Here is a 22,213-nt window from a genome sequence, read left to right on the forward strand (position 1 = left end):
GCGCACGCTCCCCGGCCACCCCCTACGCTTCCCGGGACCCCGCGTACATCTCGTCAATGAGGTGCTTGTACTCCCGCTCCACAACCGGCCGCTTCAGCTTCAGACTCGGCGTAATCTCCCCGTGCTCCACGTCGAGATCCCGCGGCAGCAACCGGAACTTCTTGATGGTCTGCCACCGCTGAAGCCCCTCGTTGAGCTGCTTCACGTACCCCTCGACCATGGACACGGTCGCGGGCGCGGCGACGACCTCCGCGTACGACTTCCCTTCGAGCCCGTTCTCCTTGGCCCACTCCAGGATCGACACCTCGTCCAGCGCGATGAGCGCGGTGCAGAAGTTCCGGTCCGCCCCGTGCACCAGGATGTTGGACACGTACGGGCACACCGCCTTGAACTGCCCCTCCACCTCGGCGGGCGCGATGTACTTGCCGCCGGACGTCTTGATGAGGTCCTTCTTGCGGTCGGTGATCCGCAGATACCCGTCGGGCGAGAGCTCACCGATGTCCCCGGTGTGGAACCACCCGTCCGCCTCAAGCACCTCGGCGGTCTTCTCGGGCAGCCCGTGGTAGCCCTCCATGATGCCGGGGCCCCGCAGCAGGATCTCCCCGTCGTCCGCGATCCGGACCTCCGTGCCGGGCAGCGGCTTGCCGACCGTACCGGTGCGGTAGGCCTCGCCCGGGTTCACGAAGGAGGCCGCGGAGGACTCCGTGAGGCCGTAGCCCTCCAGGATGTGGATGCCGGCACCGGCGAAGAAGTAGCCGATCTCGGGCGCGAGCGCGGCGGACCCGGAGACACACGCCCGCAGGTTGCCGCCGAACGCCTCCCGGATCTTCGCGAAGACCAGCGCGTCGGCCACCTTGTGCTTGGCGCTCAGCCCGAAGGGCGCGGAGGCGACCCCGGTGCGCCGGAAGTTGTCCTGGGTGGTCTTGGCGTACTCGCGGCCCACCTCGGCGGCCCACTGGAAGATCTTGTACTTGGCGCCGCCACCCGCCCGGGCCTTCGCGGCGACCCCGTTGTAGACCTTCTCGAAGATGCGCGGGACGGCCGCCATGTACGTCGGCTGCACGACCGGCAGATTCTCGATGATCTTGTCGACGCGGCCGTCGACGGCGGTGACGTGGCCGACCTCGATCTGCCCGGAGGTGAGCACCTTGCCGAAGACGTGGGCGAGCGGCAGCCACAGGTACTGCACGTCCTCGCCGCTGATCAGCCCGGTCGCGGCGATCGCCTTCGCCATGTACGCCCAGTTGTCGTGCGGCAGCCGTACACCCTTGGGGCGGCCGGTGGTGCCGGAGGTGTAGATCAGCGTCGCGAGCTGGTCCTTGGTGATCGCGCCGACCCGCTCCTTGATCAGGTCGGGGTCCTTCTCAAGGCGGGCGGCGCCCCGGGCCTCCAGCTCGGTGAGCGTGAGCACGAAGTCGCTGGTCTCGACACCGGCCGGGTCGATCACCACGACGTTCGTCAGCGTGGGCAGCTCGCCCCGCTTCTCGACCGCCTTGGCGAGCTGGGCCGCGTCCTCCGCGATCAGCACCCGGCTCTCGGAGTCGGAGAGGATGAACGCCGACTCGTCGGCGTTGGTCTGCGGGTAGACCGTGGTCGTGGCGGCGCCGGCGCACATGATGCCGAGGTCCGCGAGGATCCAGTCGAGACGGGTCGAGGAGGCGAGGGCGACCCGCTGCTCGGGCCGCACCCCCAGCTCGATCAGCCCGGCGGCGATGGCGTGCACCCGCTCCGCGGCCTGCGCCCAGGTCAGCGACTTCCACTCGTCCGGGCCCTGGCCGGAGGCCGCCGGCACCGGGTAGCGGTACGCCTCGGCGTCCGGTGTGCTCGCAACGCGCTCCAGGAAGAGGGTCGCCACACTCGGCGGGCGGTTCTCGATCAGTGTCTGTGTGTCGCTCACGACATCCTCCGGGGCCCGCGACAGTGCGGCTGGCTCTCAGGTTTGCGGCTGTTGTTTAACTCGCGAGTAACTATCGAGCAGAGATCAGAGTAAAGCGCGACCGACCCGTTGGTAAGGGGCGGCGGGCTGTCACTTCCTACAGAGCGCGACGTTACGCACGCGTAGGGGCCCGTCGCACTTTCGCACGACGGACCCCTTTCCATCCGGTTCGGCGCGTAACCGCCTGTAACCCGCGGTTACTTCTTGCCCTTGCCCGACCCCGCGCTGTCATCGCTGGAAAGCACCGCGATGAAGGCCTCCTGCGGAACCTCCACGGAACCCACCATCTTCATCCGCTTCTTGCCTTCCTTCTGCTTCTCGAGCAGCTTCCGCTTCCGGGAGATGTCACCGCCGTAGCACTTGGCGAGGACGTCCTTGCGGATGGCGCGGATGGTCTCGCGGGCGATGACCCGGGAGCCGATGGCGGCCTGGATGGGCACCTCGAAGGCCTGCCGCGGGATGAGCTCGCGCAGCTTGGCGACGAGCCGCACACCGTAGGCGTAGGCCGCGTCCTTGTGGGTGATCGCCGAGAACGCGTCCACCTTGTCGCCGTGCAGCAGGATGTCGACCTTGACCAGGCTGGAGGTCTGCTCGCCGGTGGGCTCGTAGTCCAGCGAGGCGTACCCGCGCGTCTTCGACTTCAGCTGGTCGAAGAAGTCGAACACGATCTCCGCGAGCGGGAGCGTGTAGCGGATCTCGACGCGGTCCTCGGAGAGGTAGTCCATGCCGAGCAGGGTGCCGCGCCGGGTCTGGCACAGCTCCATGATCGAGCCGATGAACTCGGTCGGGGCGAGGATCGTGGCGCGTACGACGGGCTCGTACACCTCGTTGATCTTGCCCTCGGGGAACTCGCTCGGGTTGGTGACGGTGTGCTCGGTGCCGTCCTCCATCAGGACCCGGTAGACCACGTTGGGCGCGGTGGCGATGAGGTCGAGCCCGAACTCGCGCTCGAGCCGCTCCCGGATCACGTCGAGGTGCAGCAGCCCCAGGAAGCCGACACGGAAACCGAAGCCCAGCGCTGCGGACGTCTCCGGCTCGTAGACGAGCGCGGCGTCGTTGAGCTGGAGCTTGTCGAGGGCCTCACGCAGCTCGGGGTAGTCCGAGCCGTCCAGCGGATACAGCCCGGAGAAGACCATGGGCTTGGGGTCCTTGTACCCCCCGAGCGCCTCCGTGGCCCCCTTCTGCTGGCTGGTGACGGTGTCACCGACCTTGGACTGGCGGACGTCCTTCACCCCGGTGATGAGGTAGCCCACCTCACCGACGCCCAGGCCGTCGGCGCCCAGCATCTCGGGCGAGTTCGTCCCGATCTCCAGCAGCTCGTGGGTCGCGCCGGTCGACATCATCTTGATGCGCTCGCGCTTGTTGAGCTGGCCGTCGATGACACGGACGTACGTCACGACACCGCGGTAGGAGTCGTAGACCGAGTCGAAGATCATCGCGCGGGCGGGGGCGTCGGCGACACCGACCGGAGCCGGGACCTCCTTGACGACCCGGTCGAGGAGAGCGTCGACACCGAGGCCGGTCTTGGCGGAGACCTTGAGCACGTCGGACGGATCGCAGCCGACGAGGTTCGCGAGCTCCTCGGCGAACTTCTCGGGCTGCGCGGCCGGCAGGTCGATCTTGTTCAGCACGGGGATGATCGTGAGGTCGTTCTCCATCGCCAGGTAGAGGTTGGCGAGGGTCTGGGCCTCGATGCCCTGGGCGGCGTCGACGAGGAGGACGGTGCCCTCACAGGCGGCGAGCGACCGCGAGACCTCGTAGGTGAAGTCGACGTGCCCCGGGGTGTCGATCATGTTGAGGATGTGCGTGTTGCTCTTGTCGTCGGTCGGGGCCCACGGCAGACGCACCGCCTGCGACTTGATCGTGATTCCGCGCTCACGCTCGATGTCCATGCGGTCGAGGTACTGAGCACGCATCTGGCGCTGCTCGACCACGCCGGTGAGCTGGAGCATCCGGTCGGCGAGCGTGGACTTGCCGTGGTCGATGTGCGCGATGATGCAGAAGTTGCGGATCAGAGCCGGGTCGGTACGGCTCGGCTCGGGCACGTGGCTGGGGATCGCGGGCACGCAGGGTCCTGATTCTTGAGGCGTCCGCAGTGTCTGCGGTCTCGGGTCGGATCGATACGTAGCCTCCATGGTCCCACGGGCGGGGACCGGCGACCGGTTTGGGCCACTCGCGGGGCCGCTGGTAGTCTGGGTGGCTGTGTCTCATGCCCTCTCAGCACGAGACACGACTCCAAGAAATCACCTGGTACGGGACCTGGTCTTCCTTGCTCTTTTGCTCGGAATCCTCCTGGCCCGTGCCTGAACCTGTAGAGGCTCATTCGTGGCGAACATCAAGTCCCAGATCAAGCGGATCAAGACCAACGAGAAGGCCCGGCTGCGCAACAAGGCCGTCAAGTCCTCCCTGAAGACCGCGATCCGCAAGGCCCGCGAGGCCGCTGCCGCGGGTGACGTCGAGAAGGCCACCGAGTACCAGCGCGCTGCTGCGCGTGCGCTCGACAAGGCCGTCTCCAAGGGCGTCATCCACAAGAACCAGGCCGCCAACAAGAAGTCGGCGCTTGCTTCGAAGGTCGCGGGCCTCTAAGCCACATCTTCTGATCTGACCGCTGGAAGGACCCAAGAGCGGGCCCTCTCTCATCCGCTCCCGACCGGCACCCAGAGCCTGTACGCGGCCTGCGTTCGCCACGCGGGTACGGGCTCGACAGCTTGAAGCGAAGGCCCCGGCACCTCCCCCTTCCCCAGGGCGGAGACGCCGGGGCCTTCGGCATGCGTGCTTCGGCGCCTGCGGGCGTCAGTCCGACCAGAACTCGTTGTTCTTGTCGATGTCCTCGACGCATTCGTCGAGGTCGGTGACCTTGTCCCCGACGATCCGGAAGACGATGCATCCGGTGTCGTCCAGGCGCCGCCCCTTCCGCTCGGCCGTGAACCGGGACATCCCGACGGCGTGGCCACGCCCGTCGACGGCGATCCCGAGCATCTCCAGCCGCATCGAGCCGCCGGTCTCCTGCCCCAGCCGCTGGTACATGTCGATGATCGCGTCCTGCCCCTTGAAGTCCCCCGAGAGCGGATGACTACCGGGCACGTGATGTGTGGCGTCCTTCGCGATCAGCTCCCGCAGGGTGTCCAGATCCCCATGGGTGAACGCCTCGAACCCCTTGCGTACGAGCGCTGCGTGCGGATGCTCAGCCATGACGACCGCCACCTCTCCGTTGTCCGGCGATGTTCGGCTGACCCGTCCGATTCTCCTCCTCGGGGGTGGGGGGAGCACCTTGAGGGCAGTTGCCCTCAAGGTGCTCCCCCCTACGGCGACGAAGGGCGGCACTCCCTATGACAGGCCGGTCCCTGGCGAGGCGCACGACACCCCGGGGACGAACTCGGCGTCACGGCGGCCGCAACACCGTCCGGCTAGCCGCGCCCGCGGGACCGGGCCGCCCGAGCGATCGCCACCACGGCCTTCTCCAGGGCGTACACGGGATCGTCCCCGCCGCCCTTCACCCCGGCGTCCGCCTCGGCCACGGCCATCAGCGCGACAGCGACTCCGTCCGGCGTCCACCCCCGCATCTGCTGCCGCACCCGATCGATCTTCCACGGCGGCATCCCCAGCTCACGCGCCAGATCAGCGGGTCGTCCGCCCCGGGCCGACGACAGCTTCCCGATCGCGCGCACGCCCTGCGCCAGCGCACTGGTGATCATGACCGGCGCGACCCCGGTCGCCAACGACCACCTGAGCGCCTCCAACGCCTCCGCGGCCCGCCCCTCCACGGCCCGGTCGGCGACGGTGAAGCTGGAGGCCTCGGCCCGCCCGGTGTAGTACCGCCCCACGACGGCCTCGTCGATCGTCCCCTCGACATCGGCGACCAACTGGGACACGGCGGACGCCAGCTCCCGCAGATCGCTGCCGATCGCGTCGACCAGCGCCTGACACGCCTCGGGCGTGGCGGACCGCCCGGTCCCCCGGAACTCCTGCCGCACGAAGGCCAACCGGTCCGCCGGCTTGGTCATCTTCGGACAGGCGACCTCTCGCGCTCCCGCCTTCCGCGCGGCGTCGAGCAGCGCCTTGCCCTTCGCTCCCCCCGCGTGCAGCAGCACAAGGGTGATCTCCTCGGCGGGCGCCCCGAGGTACGCCTTCACGTCCTTGACGGTGTCGGCGGACAGGTCCTGCGCGTTGCGCACCACCACGACCTTGCGCTCCGCGAACAGCGACGGGCTGGTCAGCTCCGCGAGCGTCCCGGGCTGCAACTGGTCCGGAGTCAGATCCCGCACATCCGTGTCCGCGTCAGCGGCCCGAGCGGCGGCGACCACCTCCTGCACAGCCCGGTCGAGCAGCAGCTCCTCCTGTCCCACGGCAAGCGTCACGGAGGCGAGGAGGTCGTCATGAGCAGTCTTCTTGGCCATCGCGTACAGCATGGCACGGAGCACTGACAGCACCGTGGCCGCGAGCGCCGAGGGGGCTGGTCGCGCAGCCGCGCCGCCCGTCCGTCCACCCTCGGCGGCCGCTCGCGAGGGGGGGCCGCCCTCGACGTCCTCCGGGAGATCGTCCCGCCGGGAGAGCTCCGTCCTCCCCACCGGGGGCCAGCGAGCGCCGGGACCGCTCCGGGAAGCGGAAACGGCTCCGGCTCCGGGCCCGGAAGCGGAGGCGGAGGCGGAGGCGGCTCCTGCTCCGGAAGCGGAGGCGGCTCGGGCTCGGGCTCCGGCTCCGGCTCCGGCTCCGGCTCCGGCTCCGGCTCCGGCTCCGGCTCCGGCTCCGGAAGGGGCACCCGTCAGCGCGGGCGCCGAAACCCCGACCACCGCGGCATCACGGCTCCTCCCGCCACCCCTCCCACTCCCCCACGAACTCCTCCAGCTCCCCGGCGTCCAAGCGCCCCGCCTCGTCCCGCAGGACCACCAGCCACTGCGCGTCCTCCGCGTCGTCCTCCCCCGCCAGCGCGTCCCGGACGACCTGCGGCTCCTCGTCCACCCCGAACCGCTCCGAGAGCGCCTCGACGACCTCCTCCGCGGCATCCCGATCAGGCAGCACCAGTACGTGTCTCACATCGCTCACGGCACCATTTTCCAGGCCGGACACTCCGCACCGCTCGGGTAGGGCCCCCGGCGCCGGAAGACGGGCCGGATCATCCGTGACGGTAGGGATCCCGCACGGTCGGCACCCGGTCGAGCTCGACACCGAACCTCTCCCGGTACACCTCCAGCACCTCCTCGTCCGTCTCCAACTCCCGTTCCTCCCGCGCCCCGTCGGCAGCCGTCGTCTTGAGGACCCGCCCGCTGAGCGTGATCCGCCCGCCGTCCTCCGTCACCCTCGAACACACCAGGGACTGGGTGAAGTGCGAAGCCGGAGAGGTGCTGTGCCACCAGGCCCCGGCCGCGAAGTCACCGAGCACCCGGGGCCGCACCTCCAGCCGGTACTGGCTCCTGCCCCCCATGACGACATCCAGGTCCGCCGCGTCACCCTCTCCCTTCCCTCCCTTCGTCACCGCACCGTCCCCGCCGCGCACCCCCGCCGCGTCGGGTCCCGCCTCGACGATCCGGAAGGTGCCCCCGGGGTCCTCCTGCTCGCCCCGCGCCCCGAACGCCAGCGGATAGTGGCTGTGCGCCCCGAACCCGACATCGGCCAGCCACTCGCCCCCGTCCACCGTCCGCACCCGCAGCGCGAGATGGTCGTACGGGATCCCGAGCCGTTCCTCGGCCCCATACACCCGGCCCGCCAGCAGCGTGACGTCGAAGCCGAGCGCGGCCAGCAGGGCCCCGAACGCCCCGTTCAGCTCGTAACAGAACCCTCCCCTCCGGGCCCCCACCACCTTCTCCAGCAGCCGCTCCTCCTCCAGCACGATCTCCTCGCCGAGGTGGACCGACAGGTTCTCGAAGGGCACGGTCTGCAGATGGCGCAGATGCAGCTCGCGCAGGACCTCCACGGTGGGCCACGCCGGGTGCTGGACTCCCAGACGGCGGAGATACGCGTCAACCTGTGTGGGCTTCATGCCTCCAGTCTCGCGCCACCCACAGATCCCCACCGCCCGCGCCACCACCGCTACGGCCACCCGTGCCCCCGCCTCCGTCCCCCGTCCCGGCGACCGCGAGCGCCCCGTCCCGGTCGGTCCGCATCACGACCGCGCCCCCGGCCCGCAGCGCGGCGACCGTGGCCGGAGCCGGGTGGCCGTACGAGTTGTCGGCGCCGACGGAGATGAGCGCCAGCCGCGGGGCTGCCCGGCGTATCAGCTCCGGGTCCTGGTAGGCCGAACCGTGATGAGCCACCTTGAGGACGTCCACCCCGGCCAGCCGCGCCCCCACGGGCGATCTCAACAGCTCCTGCTGGGCAGGGGGTTCGAGGTCGCCTAGCAGGAGGAAGCGCAGTCCGGCCGACCTGACCAGCATCGTGACGCTGGCGTCGTTGGGCCCCTCCGCCGCGACCGCCGCCGGGTCCGCCGGCGGCCACAGCACCTCCCAGGCCAGGGCCCCCGTACGCCGTTCCTCCCCGGCCACAGCACGCGTCACCGGGATGCGCCGGGCCGCGGCCTCCCGCAGGACGGACTCGGCCTGGTCGACCGGCTCCGCCAGCCCCGTCGTCTCGATCGCCCCCACCGACCGCCCCCGCAGCACACCGGCCAGCCCGGCCACATGGTCGGCGTGGAAGTGGGTCAGCACCACGAGCGGCACCTCGGTGATGCCGAGTGTGCGCAGACAACCGTCGACGAGTGCCGGATCGGGTCCGGCGTCCACGACCACGCCCGCCCCCTCACCCGCCGCCAGCACCATCGCGTCACCCTGTCCCACGTCGCACATCGCCAGTCGCCAGTCCGGCGGCGGCCACCCCGTGATCACCCGGGTCAACGGTGGCGGCTGCACGACCGCCAGCACGAACACCATCGCGCAGACGGCACACCACCAGGGATGTCTCAGCAACCGCCGCCCGACGAGCAGCAGCACCCCGGTGACGAGAGCGAGCAACCCGGCCCCCGCCCAACTGCCCGGCCAGTCCACTCCCCCGCCGGGCAACGACGCCCCGGTCCGGGCGACGTCCGCGATCCACCCGGCGGGCCAACTCGCGCACCAGGCAAGCGCCTTGGCCGCCGGCATCGCCACGGGTGCCGTCGCCAGCGCCGCGAAGCCCAGCACCGTGGCCGGGGCGACCGCGAACTCCACGAGCAGATTGCACGGCACCGCCACCAGACTCACCCGCGCCGACAGCACGGCTACCACCGGTGCGCACAGGGCCTGCGCGGCGGCCGCGGCGGCCAACGCCTCCGCGAGCCGCGGCGGCACCCGCCGTCGACGCAACGCCAGGCTCCAGCGCGGCGCGAGCGTGAGCAGGGCCCCGGTGGCCAGCACGGAGAGCAGGAAGCCGTAACTGCGGGCCAGCCACGGGTCGTACAGCACCAGCAGCAGTACGGCCGTCGCCAGCGCCGGGATCAGTGATCTACGGCGTCCGGTCGCGAGGGCGAGCAGTGCGACGGCCCCGCAGGCAGCGGCCCGCAGCACGCTCGGGTCCGGTCGGCACACCACGACGAATCCCAGCGTGAGTCCGCCGCCGAGCAGGGCGGTCGCGCGCAGCGACACCCCGAGGCGGGGCGCCAGTCCACGTCGCTCGACGAGTTGGGCGAGTCCGGGCGGCCCGATGAGCAGGGCGAGCAGGATCGTGAGGTTGCTGCCGGACACCGCGAGCGTGTGCGCGAGGTCGGTCTCCTTGAAGGCCTCGTCCAACTCGGGAGTGATCCGCGCGGTGTCCCCGACGACCAGTCCCGGCAGCAGGGCCCGCGCATCCGCCGGCAACCCGTCGGTGGCCTCCCGCAGCCCCGCCCGCAACCGCCCCGCGAACCGCTGCGTCCCCGACGCCTCCCCGACCACCTCAGGGCCTCCCCGGTCCCGCACCCGCAGGACGGCCGCGACTCGATCGCCTCCCATCAACGGCGGCGCGGCACTCGCGGTGATCCGTACCCGCGTGGACGGCAGCAACCCGAGCCAGGGCGATCGAGCAGGACCTTCCACGGCGGGCGTCGGACCGGAGGTCACCCCACCGCTCAACGGACGACCGGTGGTCACTCCCTCCGCTCCCGGGCCGGTTCCCGCACGCGCGTCGACGATCACCAGCACCGGCGCCCGGGTCGCCACCACTGTCCCGTCCTCCGTCTCCACTCGCCGGACGTCGGCGCCGATGACGACGGCGGTCGGGGCCGCGTGATCACCCGTGATCCGGGGGCGGGTCAGCCGGGGGTCGGAGGTCACCTGCACCTCGGCGGTCACGGTGGCGTACTGCCGGGCCAGCGCGGGCACCGGTCCCCGCCGCAGATCGGCCCCGTGCAGCCCGGCCGACGCGGCGGCGGCCGCGACACAGAGCAGCACAGCGGCGACGGCCACCCGGCCGCCCCCTACGAAGCCCCGCATCCCGCGCCACCGTCCCGACAGCAGCACGCAGGCGAGGACCAGACAGCCGGCCACCACCCCCGTGACCCACATCGCCGACGCGTCCAGGGTCACGGCGGCCGTGCCCCAGGCCGCGAGCGCCGCCGGTACCAGCCGCAGATCCGTGGGCCCTTCCTGCCGCGGGTGAGCACTCCCGAGCCGCTTCCCCGAGGCGGCGTGCACAGTGGCCCGCGCACGCGCCTCGCCCCCATGCCCTCGCCGCACCTGTGCGTCGTGCCTCATGGCCGTACGAGATTCCGCAGATCGGCGAAGCGGCGGTCGCCGATGCCGTTGACCTCGCGCAGTTCGTTCACCGAGCGGAAGCCGCCGTGCTGGGTGCGGTAGTCGACGATGTGCTGGGCGAGCACGGGGCCGACGCCGGGCAGGGTGTCGAGCTGGTCCACGGTGGCCGTGTTCAGGGAGACGGGAGCGGCCGCCGTGCCGGCCGCGCCGCCGGCGACGGAACCTCCCATGCCGGGAACGGGCACGGGCGCCGGTGCGGGTGCGGCCGGGCCGCCGACGACCACCTGCTCGCCGTCCACGAGGAACCGCGCGCGGTTGAGCGTGTCGGTGTTCGTGCCCGGCCGCACGCCCCCGGCCGCCTTCAACGCGTCGGCGACCCTCGAACCGGCCGGCAACCGCTGGATCCCGGGTTCACGGACCTTTCCGCTGACGTCCACGACGATCTCGGCCCCGGCCGAACCCGCCGTGTTCGAAACCCCGCCCGAAGCAGCCGACTCGACCGCTCCCGGCCGTCCCCCCGCGCCGGTCCGCCCGCTCGCCGCACCGCTCTCCCCGAACGGAGCCGCGGCGCGCACCACTTCGGGCGCCCGGACGGACTGTGTCCGGCCCGTCCAGAAGTGCTGCACGGCGAACACCGCGGCCACGACGAGCAGCACCGAGAGCGCGACCACGTTCCGCCGCTCCAGCCCGCACCGCGCCTGCAACCACACCGGCATCCGCTCCCGCAGAGCCAGCCCTGCCCGTTCCCGCCAGTCCCCGCCCGCGGATTCGGTGACCCGCCTGACGCCATGCCTGCTGGCGGTGTCTTCCCAACTCCCTTCCCAAGGACCGTCGTCGGACCAAGGACCGTCATCCGGCCGAACTCCCGCTACGGAACCGAGATCCCGCCGAGCCTCCTCCGAGAAGCCACCGTCCCCTCGGCCCTCCTCGACAGCACCCGCCTCCTCGCCTCCCCACACCTCGTCGTCCAAGCCCGCCCCACCCGACGCCGGCGGTCCCTTCCCCGAGTCCCTTCGCTCCCCGGCCCGTTCGGCGAAGAGCACCTCCGCCCGCCGCTGGAGTTCGTCCGCAGAGGAGGCATGCCGATGCCGGCCCCGGCCCCGAGCGGCGGGTGGTCGACGGTGCTGTGAGCGTCCGTCGGAGTGGGGGCCGCGGCCCGGCCCGCTGGTCGCGGTCGCTGTACGTGAACGTGATCGAAGTGCCATGCGCCGAGGATCGGACACTTCCGCGCCCTCGCGATGATCTTGGTCAATTCCCGGGGACTACCCACCGGTTGTGGAAAACCCCGCCACCCGGACGAGTGACGGACCCACGAGGTCACGACCTCAGAGCCCAGGAACCGGACCCGTCCCCCCGGAGTCACCGCGGCGAGACCACAACCCCCAACAACCCGGGCCCCGTGTGTGCCCCGATCACCGCCCCGACCTCGCTCACATGCAGATCCGCAAGGCCCGTCACCCGCGCCCGCAGCCGGTCCGCGAGGGCCGATGCCCGGTCGGGGGCTGACAGATGGTGCACCGCGATGTCGACCGGCGCGCTGCCGGCCCGGTCGGCCGCGATCTCCTCCAGGCGGGCGATGGCCCTGGACGCCGTCCGCACCTTCTCCAGGGGCTCGATCCGCCCGCCGGCGAGTTGCAACAGTGGCTTGACGGCGAGCGCGGAGCCGAGGAGGGCCTGCGCGGCCCCGATCCGGCCACCGCGGCGCAGATAGTCCAGAGTGTCGACGTAGAAGTAGGCGGAGGTGCCCGCGGCCCGCTTCTCCGCGGCTGTGACCGCCTCGTCGACCGTGCCGCCCGTCTCCGCGGCCTCGGCGGCGGCGAGCGCGCAGAATCCGAGAGCCATGGCGATCATCCCGGTGTCGACCACGCGCACCGGCACCGGCGCCTCGCGGGCCGCCATGACCGCCGCGTCGTAGGTGCCGGAGAGCTCGGCGGACAGGTGCAGCGACACGATGCCGGTCGCGCCGGACTCGGCGACCTTGCGGTAGTGCTCCGCGAAGGCCTGGGGGCTGGGGCGCGAGGTGGTGACGGGGCGTCGCTTCTGAAGTGCCTGGGCCAGCGACCGGGCCGTGATCTCGGTGCCCTCTTCCAGTGCGCGGTCGCCGAGGACCACGGTCAGGGGTACCGCTGTGATGCCGTGCCGCTCCATCGTCCCCTGCGGCAGGTAGGCCGTTGAATCCGTGACGATCGCGACATGGCGGGACATGAGCTGGAGGTTACCTGCCGTAGCGTCCGGGTGGCAGCCCGGCCCCTGTCACCCGGGGCCGCCGTGTGGGGATCAAGTCGTGCTCTCGGGACGGGGTTTCTTCTGCCAGGGATAGGTGGGGCGAGGGCCCGGCGGGGTGATCGCGGGCCGCGTCGGCTCGTCGGCGGTGCGGGTGCGGGGCGTCTCGGGCCAGGTCTGCCCGTCGGGGCCGGCGTCGGCGGCGGGGGCCTCGGGCCACGGGGGCGGTGTCGCGGTGGGCTCGGTCTTCGTCCAGTGCCGCAGGGCGCCCGACTCGACGTCGATCTGCGCGCTCAGGGTGTCCAGGTCGTCGTCGGCGAATCGGCGGGCACGGTCACGGGCCGCCCAGCGCAGGGAGTCCGCGGACTGTGTGATGCGCTCGGTGCGCTCCCGCAGTCCCGGCAGGCGCTCGGCGAGCTTCGCCCGGTCGGGCTCGGACTCCAGGCGCTTGAGTTCGCCGTCCAGCTCGTGGCCGTGCGCGCTGAGCCGCTGGAAGAGGCCGAGGGACTCCTTGAGGGATTCGTCCTCGGCCACGCCCGCGTGCAGCGCGTCCTGGGTGGCCCGCATCGAGGTGCGCAGCTTCAGCCGGAGCTGGGCCAGTTCACCCGCCGGGCCGAGCTGGGCGAAGGACTTGGCGCGCAGGGTGTGGTCCTCGACGGTGCGCCGGGCCTGGGTGATGGTGCGGTCCACTCCGCGCTTGGCGGCGCCGACCACCTTCACCGTCGCGTAGGCGCCGAGCGCCACGAAGAGCACGAAAAGCAGGGCCACGATCGCGATCACTGCTTCCACGAAACTCCTCCTCGGACCGGCACGGCACTCCCGCGCCGCTCTTCAAAGGTAAACGCAACAGGCAGGCCCGGAGTTCCGGAAGAACCCCGAACCTGCCCGCACGCACCCCCTAGGGGGCCGAGGCTCTGCCCGGCGGATCACGCCGGACAGGCACTACGCCGGAACGATGTTCACCAGCTTCGGCGCCCGCACGATCACCTTGCGGATGTCCGCCCCGTCCAGCGCCGCCACGACCTTCTCGTCGGCCAGCGCGACCTTCTCCAGCTCGTCGTCGGAGATGGCCGGCGAGACCTCCAGGCGGGCCTTGACCTTGCCCTTGACCTGGACCACGCAGGTCACGGTCTCGTCCACGACGTACTGCGGGTCGGCGACCGGGAAGTCCTGGTGGACCACCGAGTCGGTGTGGCCCAGCTTGCGCCACAGCTCCTCGGCGATGTGCGGGGCCAGCGGCGTGATCAGCAGCACCAGCGCCTCGGCGACCGGACGTGCGACCGCGCCGCCCGCCTTGGTCAGGTGGTTGTTCAGCTCCGTGACCTTGGCGATGGCCGTGTTGAAGCGCAGGCCCTCCAGGTCCTGGCGGACCCCGTCGATCGCCTTGTGCAGGGCGCGCAGCGTGGCCTCGTCGGGCTCGGCGTCGACGACGGTCACCTCTCCGGTGGCCTCGTCGACGATGTTGCGCCACAGCCGCTGCAGCAGGCGGTACTGGCCGATCACCGCGCGCGTGTCCCACGGCCGCGAGACGTCCAGCGGGCCCATCGCCATCTCGTACAGGCGCAGGGTGTCGGCGCCGTACTCCTCGCAGATCGCCTCGGGGGTGACGGCGTTCTTCAGGGACTTGCCCATCTTGCCCAGCTCGCGCTTGACCTGCTCACCGGCGTGGAAGAACTGGCCGTCGCGCTCCTCGATCTCGGCGGCCGGCACCGGGAAGCCACGGCTGTCGCGGTAGACGAAGGCCTGGATCATGCCCTGGTTGAACAGCTTGTGGAACGGCTCGGGCGACGAGATGTGCCCCAGGTCGAACAGGACCTTGGACCAGAAGCGCGCGTACAGCAGGTGCAGCACGGCGTGCTCGGCGCCGCCGACGTACAGGTCGACACCGCCGTGCGGCTGACCCGCGCGGGGGCCCATCCAGTACTGCTCGATCTCGGGGTCGACCAGGTGCTCGCTGTTGTGCGGGTCCAGGTACCGCAGTTCGTACCAGCAGGAACCGGCCCAGTTGGGCATGGTGTTGGTCTCGCGGCGGTACGGGCGGGGGCCGCGGCCGTCGCCCAGGTCCAGGGTGACGTTGACCCAGTCCTCGTTGCGGGACAGCGGGGTCTCCGGGGAGGTGTCCGCGTCGTCCGGGTCGAAGGTGCGCGGCGAGTAGTCCTCGACCTCGGGCAGCTCCAGCGGCAGCATCGACTCGGGCAGCGAGTGGGCGATGCCGTCCTCGTCGTAGACGATCGGGAAGGGCTCGCCCCAGTAGCGCTGGCGGCTGAACAGCCAGTCGCGCAGCCGGAAGTTGACGGTGCCCTCGCCGACGCCCTCGCCCTGCAGCCACTCGGTGATGCGCGCCTTGGCCTCGACGACGCCCAGGCCGTCCAGGGAGACCCCCTGACCGGTGGAGTTGACGATCTTCGCGTCGTAGGAGACGAAGGCGTCCTCCCACGTGGAGGTGTCGGTACCGCGGCCGTCGGTCGGCTCGACGACACACTGGATGGGCAGTTCGAAGGCGCGCGCGAACGCGAAGTCGCGGGAGTCGTGGCCGGGGACGGCCATGATCGCGCCGGTGCCGTAGCCCATCAGGACGTAGTCCGCGATGAAGACGGGGATCGGCTCGCCGTTGACCGGGTTGGTGGCGTACGCGCCGATGAAGACGCCGGTCTTGTCCTTGGCCTCGGCCTGGCGCTCCACGTCGGACTTGGAGGCGGCCTGCGCGCGGTAGGCGGCGACGGCCTCGGCCGGGGTCGCGTGACCGCCGGTCCACACGTCGTGCGTGCCCTCGGGCCACTCCTGCGGCGTGAACTTCTCGACCAGCGGGTGCTCGGGCGCCAGCACCATGTAGGTCGCGCCGAACAGGGTGTCGGGGCGGGTGGTGAAGACGGTGATGCGCTCGCCGTCGATCGGGAAGTCGACGCGGGCGCCCTCGGAGCGGCCGATCCAGTTGCGCTGCTGCAGCTTGATGGCCTCGGGCCAGTCCAGCTCGTTCAGGTCGTCCAGCAGCCGGTCGGCGTACGCGGTGATGCGCATGTTCCACTGGCGCAGCTTGGCCTTGAAGACCGGGAAGTTGCCGCGCTCGGAGCGGCCGTCGGCGGTGACCTCCTCGTTGGCCAGCACGGTGCCCAGGCCGGGGCACCAGTTGACCGGCGCGTCGGAGGCGTAGGCCAGGCGGTACTCGCCCAGGACGTCGGCGCGCTCGACGGCGGACAGGGAGTCCCAGGAGCGGCCGCCGGGCACCGCGCGCTCACCGGACTCGAACGCGGCGACCAGCTCGGAGATCGGGCGGGCCTTCTTCGCCTCGTCGTCGTACCAGGAGTTGAAGATCTGCAGGAAGATCCACTGGGTCCACTTGTAGTAGTCCGGGTCGATCGTGGCGAACGACCGGCGCTTGTCGTGGCCCAGGCCCAGTCGGCGCAGCTGGGACTTCATGTTGTTGATCGCGGCCTCGGTGGTGATCCGCGGGTGCTCGCCGGTCTGGACGGCGTGCTGCTCGGCGGGCAGTCCGAAGGCGTCGAAGCCCAGGGTGTGCAGGACGTTGTGGCCGGTCATCCGCTGGAAGCGGGCGAAGACGTCGGTGGCGATGTAGCCCAGCGGGTGGCCCACGTGCAGGCCCGCACCGGAGGGGTACGGGAACATGTCCATGATGAACTTCTTGGGCCGGGCGACGATCTCCGGGTCGCCCGCCAGGTCGCCCTTGGGGTTCGGCGCCGCGTAGGTGCCCTCGGCGTCCCAGAAGTCCTGCCAGCGTGCCTCGATCTCGGCCGCGACGGCGGCCGTGTAGCGGTGCGGCGCGGCCACCTCGGCGGGGGCAGCGGGGTTCGTCTCGCTCATGTCCTCAAAGCTCCATCGATCGTCTCTGCCAGCGGCTGTGTCGTCCGGAAACGAAAAATCCCCTCGCACAGGAGGGGACGCCGCGCCGATTCCGACCACGTCTTCACCGGTGGTCGGGACTGATCAGCGCGGCTCGCTAAGCAGAAGGCGTACGGCACGCATGGCGTCAGAGTACCGCAGCCGTTGAGCAAGCGGCGACGGACGTACGTATGCCTCTTTGGCACCGGGTGCCGCACTCGCCGCCGCAGTCGAGCGCACCTCCGATCCGACAGGAACTGAAAAACGTCAATGATTACTTCGCGTAACAGCTACTAAGGGGCATCACAGCAGCCCCACGGCCGTTTGATAACGACGCAATAACTCAAACGCCGTACCCATCGGTATGGCGCCACTTAGAGTGCGGCAGCGGGACCGCCTTCCCGAACCGCTCGGAGTTGCCCCCATGAACCCTCGTAGTAGCAACAGCACCCTCCCCAGGACGGGCCGGTCGGCCTATGGGGTGGCGACGGCCGTCTTCCTGCTGGCCATCCCTCTGGTCGTGGTGTACGGAGGTGTCTGGCTCCAGGACTTCCTCAACTTCGGAGCGGGCGTGGTGACGCTCGTCCTCCTCACCTGCTCCGTGATCTGGGGGCTGGTCGCGCAGGACCGGCTGATCCTCAACACCCGGCAGCGGATCATCGCCCAGGGCGTGCACCGGATCACCGCGGTGGGCTCGATCGCGTTCCTTCTGCTGCACATCGGAATCAAACTCACCCTTGAGCACACGACGTGGATCGCCGCGTTCATCCCGTTCGGGCTCGGCTTCAGCAGCAGCGGAGGCCTCATAGGCCTCGGCACCCTGGCCGGCCAGCTCATGATCTTCGTCGGCATCACCGGCGCCCTGCGCAACCGCTTCGCGTCCCCGGCCCCGGTCGCGGCGCGCTGGCGGGCGATGCACATGCTGGCCTACCCGGCCTGGTGCGCCGGACTCATCCACGGCCTGTACGCGGGCCGCGCGGTGAAGGCCCCGATCTTCACCTACATGTACGCGCTCTGCGTGCTCGGTGTGATCGTGGCCCTCGCCCTGCGCGCGGCACCGCGCCCGTTCAAGCGCAAGGTCACCGACCGGGTCGTCATGCTCCTCGGCGCCGAGGAGCGGCCGGGCCGCGAGGAGTTGGAGGCCAGCCGGGCCAGGAGGGCCGCGGAGAGCGCCGCACCGGGCCGCGAGAGCCGCAGGGCACCCTCGTCGGCGGGCCGGCGCTCCGAGTCCTCCCTGCCGGGCTACGAGGGCCTGAGCCAGACCGGCTCCATGCCCGCCTATCAGGCCCCGGCCCCGGAGCCCGCGGGCAGCGGGTTCGCCGCCGCCTACCGCGCCATGTCACCGGGCGCGCAGCAGCCCTTCGACACCGGCCAGACCGCGCGCATGGACATGCCGATGGACATGCAGGCCGCCACCGACCCCATCGCGCGCATGGACACCGGCGGCAGCACCTCCGGAAGCTGGCCGATCCCGTCCCCGCCGCCGGTCGGCGAGGCGCCCCCCTCCGCCTACGACCCGCTCCAGGACACGGGGTACAACATCCCGACCTATGGCGGTAATTCGGGCACCGCCAGCTATCTCACGGGTGATGTACGCGACACCGGTGAGACGAACACCCTTTACGGCACGTACAACCCGAACGACACGTACAACAGCGGTCCCGCCGGTGATCCAACGCCCGGTCAGTCGTACGACTTCGACTCACCGGGTCCGGGCGAACCTTGGAACACGCCTTCCGGAGGCTATAGGTGAACGAGGCCCTGCCCGACGTACCAGAAGTCCGCGTGGTCGGCCTTCCCCAGCTCACGTCGGGCTTCGACCTTGTCGAACGACTTGACCTGCCCATGCACCTGAAGGTGCACGGGCCGCTCGAACCCATGGGCGGCGAGCAACTCGCGAAGCTCTCCGAAGCCATCAACCTGAAGGGGCGCGGCGGCGCCGGCTTCCCCTTCCACAAGAAGCTGCGCTCGGTCGCCGAAGCGGCGATCAAGCGCGGTGTCCGGCCGGTCGTCGTCGTCAACGGCAGCGAGGACGAACCGGCCTGCCGCAAGGACACGGTGCTCATCAACCGTGCCCCGCACCTCATCCTGGACGGCGCCCTCCTGGCCGCCGAGGCCCTGGGTGCCCGCACGCTCGTGATCGGCGTCACCCGGGAGTCCACCCAGCGCTCCATGGAGGCCGCCCTCGCCGAGCGCGGTCTCAGCAACGGCCGCAGATCGGCGCTACGCGCACGCGTGCAGCGCAATCCCGTCCGTATGGTCACCGGAGCGGCGGCCTCGCTGATCCGTTCCATCGACGGCGGCCCGGCCATCCCGCCCGGCCGCAAGGTCAGCGCCTCGCAGAACGGCGTCGGCGGCGCGCCCACGCTCCTGTCCAACGCCGAGACCTTCGCGCAACTGGCGATCGCCGCACGCATCGGCCCGGAGCGCTACGGCAACACCGGCCTGTACGACGAGCCGGGCACCGTCATGCTCACGGTCTCCGGCGCCGTGGCGCGCCCCATGGTGATCGAGGTGCCCACCGGCGTACCGCTGCGCTACGTCCTGCAGTTGGCCGGCGCCCCGCCGGTCCCGCAGGGCGTGCTGACCGGCGGCTACCACGGCAAGTGGATCGACGCGGCGACGGTCAACGAGGCGATCGTCTCCCGCAACTCCCTGGACGCCGTGGGCGGGGCGCTCGGCGCCGGTGCGATCCTGCCGATCACTCAGGAGACCTGCCCGCTGGGCGAGTCGCTGAGGGTGGCGCAGTGGCTGGCCGAGGAGAGCGCGGGCCAGTGCGGCCCCTGCTACCTCGGTCTGCCGGCCGCCGCGCGCGGTATGGAGGACATCCTCAACGGCGGCGGTCCCGCCGCCCTGGAGGCGCTCAAGCAGGTCGCCAAGAACGTGAAGCGGCGCGGCGCGTGCTCGCACCCGGACGGCTCCGCGATGTTCCTGGAGTCCACCATCAAGGCGTTCACGGACGACCTGGCCGCCCATGTCCTCGGCAACGGCTGCGGACGGCCCGTGGAGGGCGTTCTGCCGCTCTTCGAGGGCGGCAAGATGCCGACGGGCATCCCGGGCGGCGCCGAGGCCGAGGAGAACGGCCCCAGCCGTCAGAAGATCTACGTCGACTGGACGCTCTGCCGGGGTCACGGTCTGTGCGCCGACATCCTCCCCGAGGTCTTCGAACTCGGCGCCGACGGCTTCCCGACCGTCGCCCAGGCCCAGGTGCCGCGTTACGCCGAGGCCAAGGCTCTACGCGCGGTGCGTCGCTGCCCCGCGCTGGCCCTGCGCCTCGAGGAGGAGACCCCGCGCGACAAGGGCCCCACCCGCAACCTGCCGGTCCTCTCGCAGGGCCGCGGAAGGCGTGCGCTGGGCCGCTGACCCGGCGTCACGAAGGGGGCCGCCCGGGATCGGGCGGCCCCCTTCGTCGTACGCGGACAATCCCCGTAGGCGAAACAACTCCCCCTGGAACGCAACAATCCCGCCGGATCAATGATCCGGCGGGATCTTTCTGTGGAGCTAAGGAGATTTGAACTCCTGACCCCCTGCATGCCATGCAGGTGCTCTACCAACTGAGCTATAGCCCCGTGCTGCGTTCCACCCGGTTTCCCTGGCGGCGACGCCAACATTACACGGTCCACCGGGTGGAACACCAAATCGTTTCCCTGCGGGCAGGAGGGACGACGTCAAGCGGTCACGAACGAGTAGAACCGCTTCAGCGTGCAGTGTTCTTCGAGGAGACGGCCGTAGATCGGCTCGCCCTCCAGTTCGCGGTACGTCTCGATGGGGTCGCCTTTTATGATCAGCGCCCGCGCGCACTCCTCGCACCAGTACTGATAGTCGGGATTGACCGGCTCCATGTCGCGCACGATCGGTGTCCCGCTGCCGCACCAGTCGCACTTTCGCCTGTGTGCACCCATCGATCAGCTCCAGCAGTGGCCGCAGGCCGTGCACACGTAGGAGATTCCGCCGTTGTCGCCAAGTACTTGCGCCACGTGGACAGAACCGCAGGAAGGGCAGATGAGGCGGACCGTCGTGTCCCTTGTCGATGCCGCTTCGCGGAGGTGGCCGACCTCCACGAGGATGCTCGCAGGCATCACTACTCCCTCCCGTCGGGCCGCGCCCCCTTCCGGCCGTTTGATTCTGCCACGGCCGGACCAATACGGTCAGCGACGCCTGAGTACCAGTCCGGACACGGCGCCCACCGCGGCGGTCCCGGCCAGCGCGAACATGCACGCCCAAAGCGCCTCCGCAGAGGTATACGCCTCGGAGGGGCCGAGTGACTCAAGTCGGTTCAAGAACAGTGTGCCGAAGCCCGCGACGCCCATGAGTTGGCCGAGCTGGGTGACCGTGGCGAGCAGACCGCTGGCGTCCGCCGCGTGCCGGGGCGGCACCGTGGCCAGCGCCCCGGTGAGGGTCGGACTGAAGGCGAGCGCGAGTCCCGCGCCCACGCCGGCGTACGCGGCGTACAGCGCTGTGCCGCCCTCGCCGCCGCCTTTCAGCGCCAGTCCCACGCCCAACGCGGCCAGCGCGGTGATCAGGAACCCGGCGGGCGTCAGCAGCCGCTGCCAGGACGCGGGCCAGTGGCGCCAGGTCAGTCCGACGATGCCGAAGATCACCGCGGTCGGCACGAAGGAGAGCCCGGCCCGCAGCGGGCTGTAGCCGAGGCCGCCCTGCACATGGAGGGTGAGCGCGAAGAGGAAGCCGCCGTTGACGGCCATGACCGCCATGATCCTGAACACGGCGAGCCCCATGCCGGGGTGGCGCAGCACGCTCGGCGTGATCAGCGGGGCACCGCCGCGCCCGGCCAGCCTGGCCTCGTAGCCGCAGAAGACGGCGAACAGGATCGCGGCGGCGGCCATGGACAGCCAGGACCACAGCGGCCATTCCTCCTCCTGCCCCAGCACGAGCGGCACCGTGCACAGCGAGACGGCCGCGCCCAGCAGCACCAGGCCGGGCAGGTCGAGGCCGCGTGCCCGGTCCCGGGGCGCGGGACGGTCCCCCGGCAGCAGGACACGCGCGCCCATGGCCAGCAGGACGATGCCCACCGGCACGTTCACGAGGAACACCGGCCGCCAGCTCGTGCCGAACAGGTCGGCGCTGACCAGGACTCCGCCGACGACCTGCCCGGCGACGGCGCCGACCGCGAGGACCGCCGAGTACACGCCGAGCGCCTTCATCCGGGCCTCGCCGGTGAAGTTGCGCTGGATCAGGCTGAGCACCTGCGGGATCATCACCGCCGATCCGGCGCCCTGCACCAGCCGGAAGACGATCAGCTCGGTGGCACCCTGGGCGAGACCGCAGGCGAGTGAGGCCGCCGTGAACAGGGCGAGCCCGGCGAGGTGGACCCGGCCGTGCCCGAACCGTTCGCCGAGCCGGGCGCCGGTGATCAGCAGCACCGAGTACATGATGGTGTATCCGGCGATGACGAGCTGGAGTTGGGCGCCCGAGGCGTGCAGTTCCGTGCCGATGGTGGGAGCCGCAACGTTCACGATGAACACGTCGAGCAGCGCCATGAACTGGGCGGCGAGCACGAGCGCGAGCAGCGGACCGGGGCGGTTGTCAGTGGCGGGTGCTTCACTTCTGGCAGGTGGGG

At 70.9% G+C, this 22,213-nt stretch carries 16 protein-coding genes and 1 tRNA gene; 3 read left to right on the forward strand and 14 right to left on the reverse strand.

Annotated features, from left to right (window positions below; genetic code table 11):
• Window positions 1–22: 22 nt before the first annotated feature.
• Both ABZ098_RS04790 and lepA read right to left on the reverse strand, forming a co-directional pair.
• Window positions 23–1,897, reverse strand: coding sequence for an AMP-dependent synthetase/ligase (locus ABZ098_RS04790; RefSeq protein WP_356587218.1), 1,875 nt, complete (start codon window positions 1,895–1,897; stop codon window positions 23–25).
• 236 nt (window positions 1,898–2,133) lie between these two features.
• A complete protein-coding gene (gene lepA, locus ABZ098_RS04795; RefSeq protein ID WP_356587220.1) occupies window positions 2,134–4,002 on the reverse strand; it encodes a translation elongation factor 4 in 1,869 nt (622 codons plus the stop codon).
• Window positions 4,003–4,261: 259 nt separating this feature from the next.
• On the opposite strand from lepA, the gene rpsT reads away from it, so the two are divergent.
• Window positions 4,262–4,522, forward strand: a complete 261-nt coding sequence (rpsT, locus tag ABZ098_RS04800; protein WP_007381959.1) for a 30S ribosomal protein S20 — start codon at window positions 4,262–4,264, stop codon at window positions 4,520–4,522.
• 207 nt (window positions 4,523–4,729) lie between these two features.
• Here the strand turns inward: rpsT and ABZ098_RS04805 are convergent, their stop codons facing one another.
• The 9 genes from ABZ098_RS04805 to leuS all read right to left on the reverse strand — a co-directional run bounded on the left by ABZ098_RS04805 (window position 4,730) and on the right by leuS (window position 16,617).
• Window positions 4,730–5,128, reverse strand: a complete 399-nt coding sequence (locus tag ABZ098_RS04805) for a nuclear transport factor 2 family protein (RefSeq protein ID WP_356587222.1) — start codon at window positions 5,126–5,128, stop codon at window positions 4,730–4,732.
• Window positions 5,129–5,343: 215 nt separating this feature from the next.
• The gene (gene holA, locus ABZ098_RS04810) at window positions 5,344–6,333 is read right to left on the reverse strand and encodes a DNA polymerase III subunit delta (RefSeq protein ID WP_356587224.1); all 990 of its coding nucleotides are present in this window, start codon (window positions 6,331–6,333) and stop codon (window positions 5,344–5,346) included.
• 400 nt (window positions 6,334–6,733) lie between these two features.
• Entirely contained in the window at window positions 6,734–6,979 is a 246-nt protein-coding gene (locus tag ABZ098_RS04815) for a hypothetical protein (RefSeq protein WP_356587225.1), read from the reverse strand.
• 70 nt (window positions 6,980–7,049) lie between these two features.
• Window positions 7,050–7,913: an arylamine N-acetyltransferase gene (locus tag ABZ098_RS04820; protein WP_356587227.1), complete on the reverse strand. Its 864-nt coding sequence runs from the start codon at window positions 7,911–7,913 to the stop codon at window positions 7,050–7,052.
• Complete coding sequence (locus ABZ098_RS04825; protein ID WP_356587229.1) at window positions 7,894–10,575, reverse strand: ComEC/Rec2 family competence protein; 2,682 nt, start codon at window positions 10,573–10,575, stop codon at window positions 7,894–7,896. Before ABZ098_RS04825 ends, ABZ098_RS04820 begins: the two co-directional genes overlap by 20 nt.
• Window positions 10,572–11,780 (reverse strand): helix-hairpin-helix domain-containing protein, encoded by a 1,209-nt coding sequence (locus ABZ098_RS04830; RefSeq protein ID WP_356587231.1) that lies wholly within the window; start codon window positions 11,778–11,780, stop codon window positions 10,572–10,574. Before ABZ098_RS04830 ends, ABZ098_RS04825 begins: the two co-directional genes overlap by 4 nt.
• A gap of 154 nt (window positions 11,781–11,934) precedes the next feature.
• On the reverse strand, window positions 11,935–12,780 hold the full coding sequence (locus tag ABZ098_RS04835; protein WP_356587233.1) for a DegV family protein: 846 nt from the start codon (window positions 12,778–12,780) through the stop codon (window positions 11,935–11,937).
• 72 nt (window positions 12,781–12,852) lie between these two features.
• A complete protein-coding gene (locus tag ABZ098_RS04840) occupies window positions 12,853–13,587 on the reverse strand; it encodes a hypothetical protein (RefSeq protein WP_356587235.1) in 735 nt (244 codons plus the stop codon).
• Window positions 13,588–13,740: 153 nt separating this feature from the next.
• On the reverse strand, window positions 13,741–16,617 hold the full coding sequence (gene leuS / locus ABZ098_RS04845; protein ID WP_356587237.1) for a leucine--tRNA ligase: 2,877 nt from the start codon (window positions 16,615–16,617) through the stop codon (window positions 13,741–13,743).
• A 442-nt stretch (window positions 16,618–17,059) separates the two neighbouring features.
• Here leuS and ABZ098_RS04850 point away from each other — a divergent pair, with 442 nt between their 5' ends.
• Both ABZ098_RS04850 and ABZ098_RS04855 read left to right on the forward strand, forming a co-directional pair.
• Window positions 17,060–18,388, forward strand: a complete 1,329-nt coding sequence (locus ABZ098_RS04850) for a cytochrome b/b6 domain-containing protein (RefSeq protein ID WP_356587239.1) — start codon at window positions 17,060–17,062, stop codon at window positions 18,386–18,388.
• A complete protein-coding gene (locus tag ABZ098_RS04855) occupies window positions 18,385–19,998 on the forward strand; it encodes an NADH-ubiquinone oxidoreductase-F iron-sulfur binding region domain-containing protein (protein WP_356587241.1) in 1,614 nt (537 codons plus the stop codon). Before ABZ098_RS04850 ends, ABZ098_RS04855 begins: the two co-directional genes overlap by 4 nt.
• A 133-nt stretch (window positions 19,999–20,131) precedes the next feature.
• Here the strand turns inward: ABZ098_RS04855 and ABZ098_RS04860 are convergent.
• The 3 genes from ABZ098_RS04860 to ABZ098_RS04870 all read right to left on the reverse strand — a co-directional run bounded on the left by ABZ098_RS04860 (window position 20,132) and on the right by ABZ098_RS04870 (window position 22,151).
• Window positions 20,132–20,204: transfer RNA gene (locus ABZ098_RS04860), tRNA-Ala, on the reverse strand.
• Between the two features lie 99 nt (window positions 20,205–20,303).
• Complete coding sequence (locus ABZ098_RS04865) at window positions 20,304–20,537, reverse strand: hypothetical protein (RefSeq protein WP_003976229.1); 234 nt, start codon at window positions 20,535–20,537, stop codon at window positions 20,304–20,306.
• Window positions 20,538–20,783: 246 nt separating this feature from the next.
• A complete protein-coding gene (locus tag ABZ098_RS04870; protein ID WP_356587631.1) occupies window positions 20,784–22,151 on the reverse strand; it encodes an MFS transporter in 1,368 nt (455 codons plus the stop codon).
• Between the last annotated feature and the right edge of the window lie 62 nt (window positions 22,152–22,213).

The sequence above is a fragment of the Streptomyces sp. NPDC006335 genome (assembly GCF_040612795.1).
GTDB lineage: Bacteria > Actinomycetota > Actinomycetes > Streptomycetales > Streptomycetaceae > Streptomyces.

Coding starts and splice junctions, on each gene's coding strand:
- ABZ098_RS04805 (WP_356587222.1), bottom strand. CDS start 5,128: ATGGCTGAGCATCCGCACGCAGCGCTCGTACGCAAGGGGTTCGAGGCG.
- holA (WP_356587224.1), bottom strand. CDS start 6,333: ATGGCCAAGAAGACTGCTCATGACGACCTCCTCGCCTCCGTGACGCTT.
- ABZ098_RS04820 (WP_356587227.1), bottom strand. CDS start 7,913: ATGAAGCCCACACAGGTTGACGCGTATCTCCGCCGTCTGGGAGTCCAG.
- ABZ098_RS04825 (WP_356587229.1), bottom strand. CDS start 10,575: ATGAGGCACGACGCACAGGTGCGGCGAGGGCATGGGGGCGAGGCGCGT.
- ABZ098_RS04830 (WP_356587231.1), bottom strand. CDS start 11,780: ATGGCACTTCGATCACGTTCACGTACAGCGACCGCGACCAGCGGGCCG.
- ABZ098_RS04835 (WP_356587233.1), bottom strand. CDS start 12,780: ATGTCCCGCCATGTCGCGATCGTCACGGATTCAACGGCCTACCTGCCG.
- leuS (WP_356587237.1), bottom strand. CDS start 16,617: ATGAGCGAGACGAACCCCGCTGCCCCCGCCGAGGTGGCCGCGCCGCAC.
- ABZ098_RS04850 (WP_356587239.1), top strand. CDS start 17,060: ATGAACCCTCGTAGTAGCAACAGCACCCTCCCCAGGACGGGCCGGTCG.
- ABZ098_RS04865 (WP_003976229.1), bottom strand. CDS start 20,537: ATGGGTGCACACAGGCGAAAGTGCGACTGGTGCGGCAGCGGGACACCG.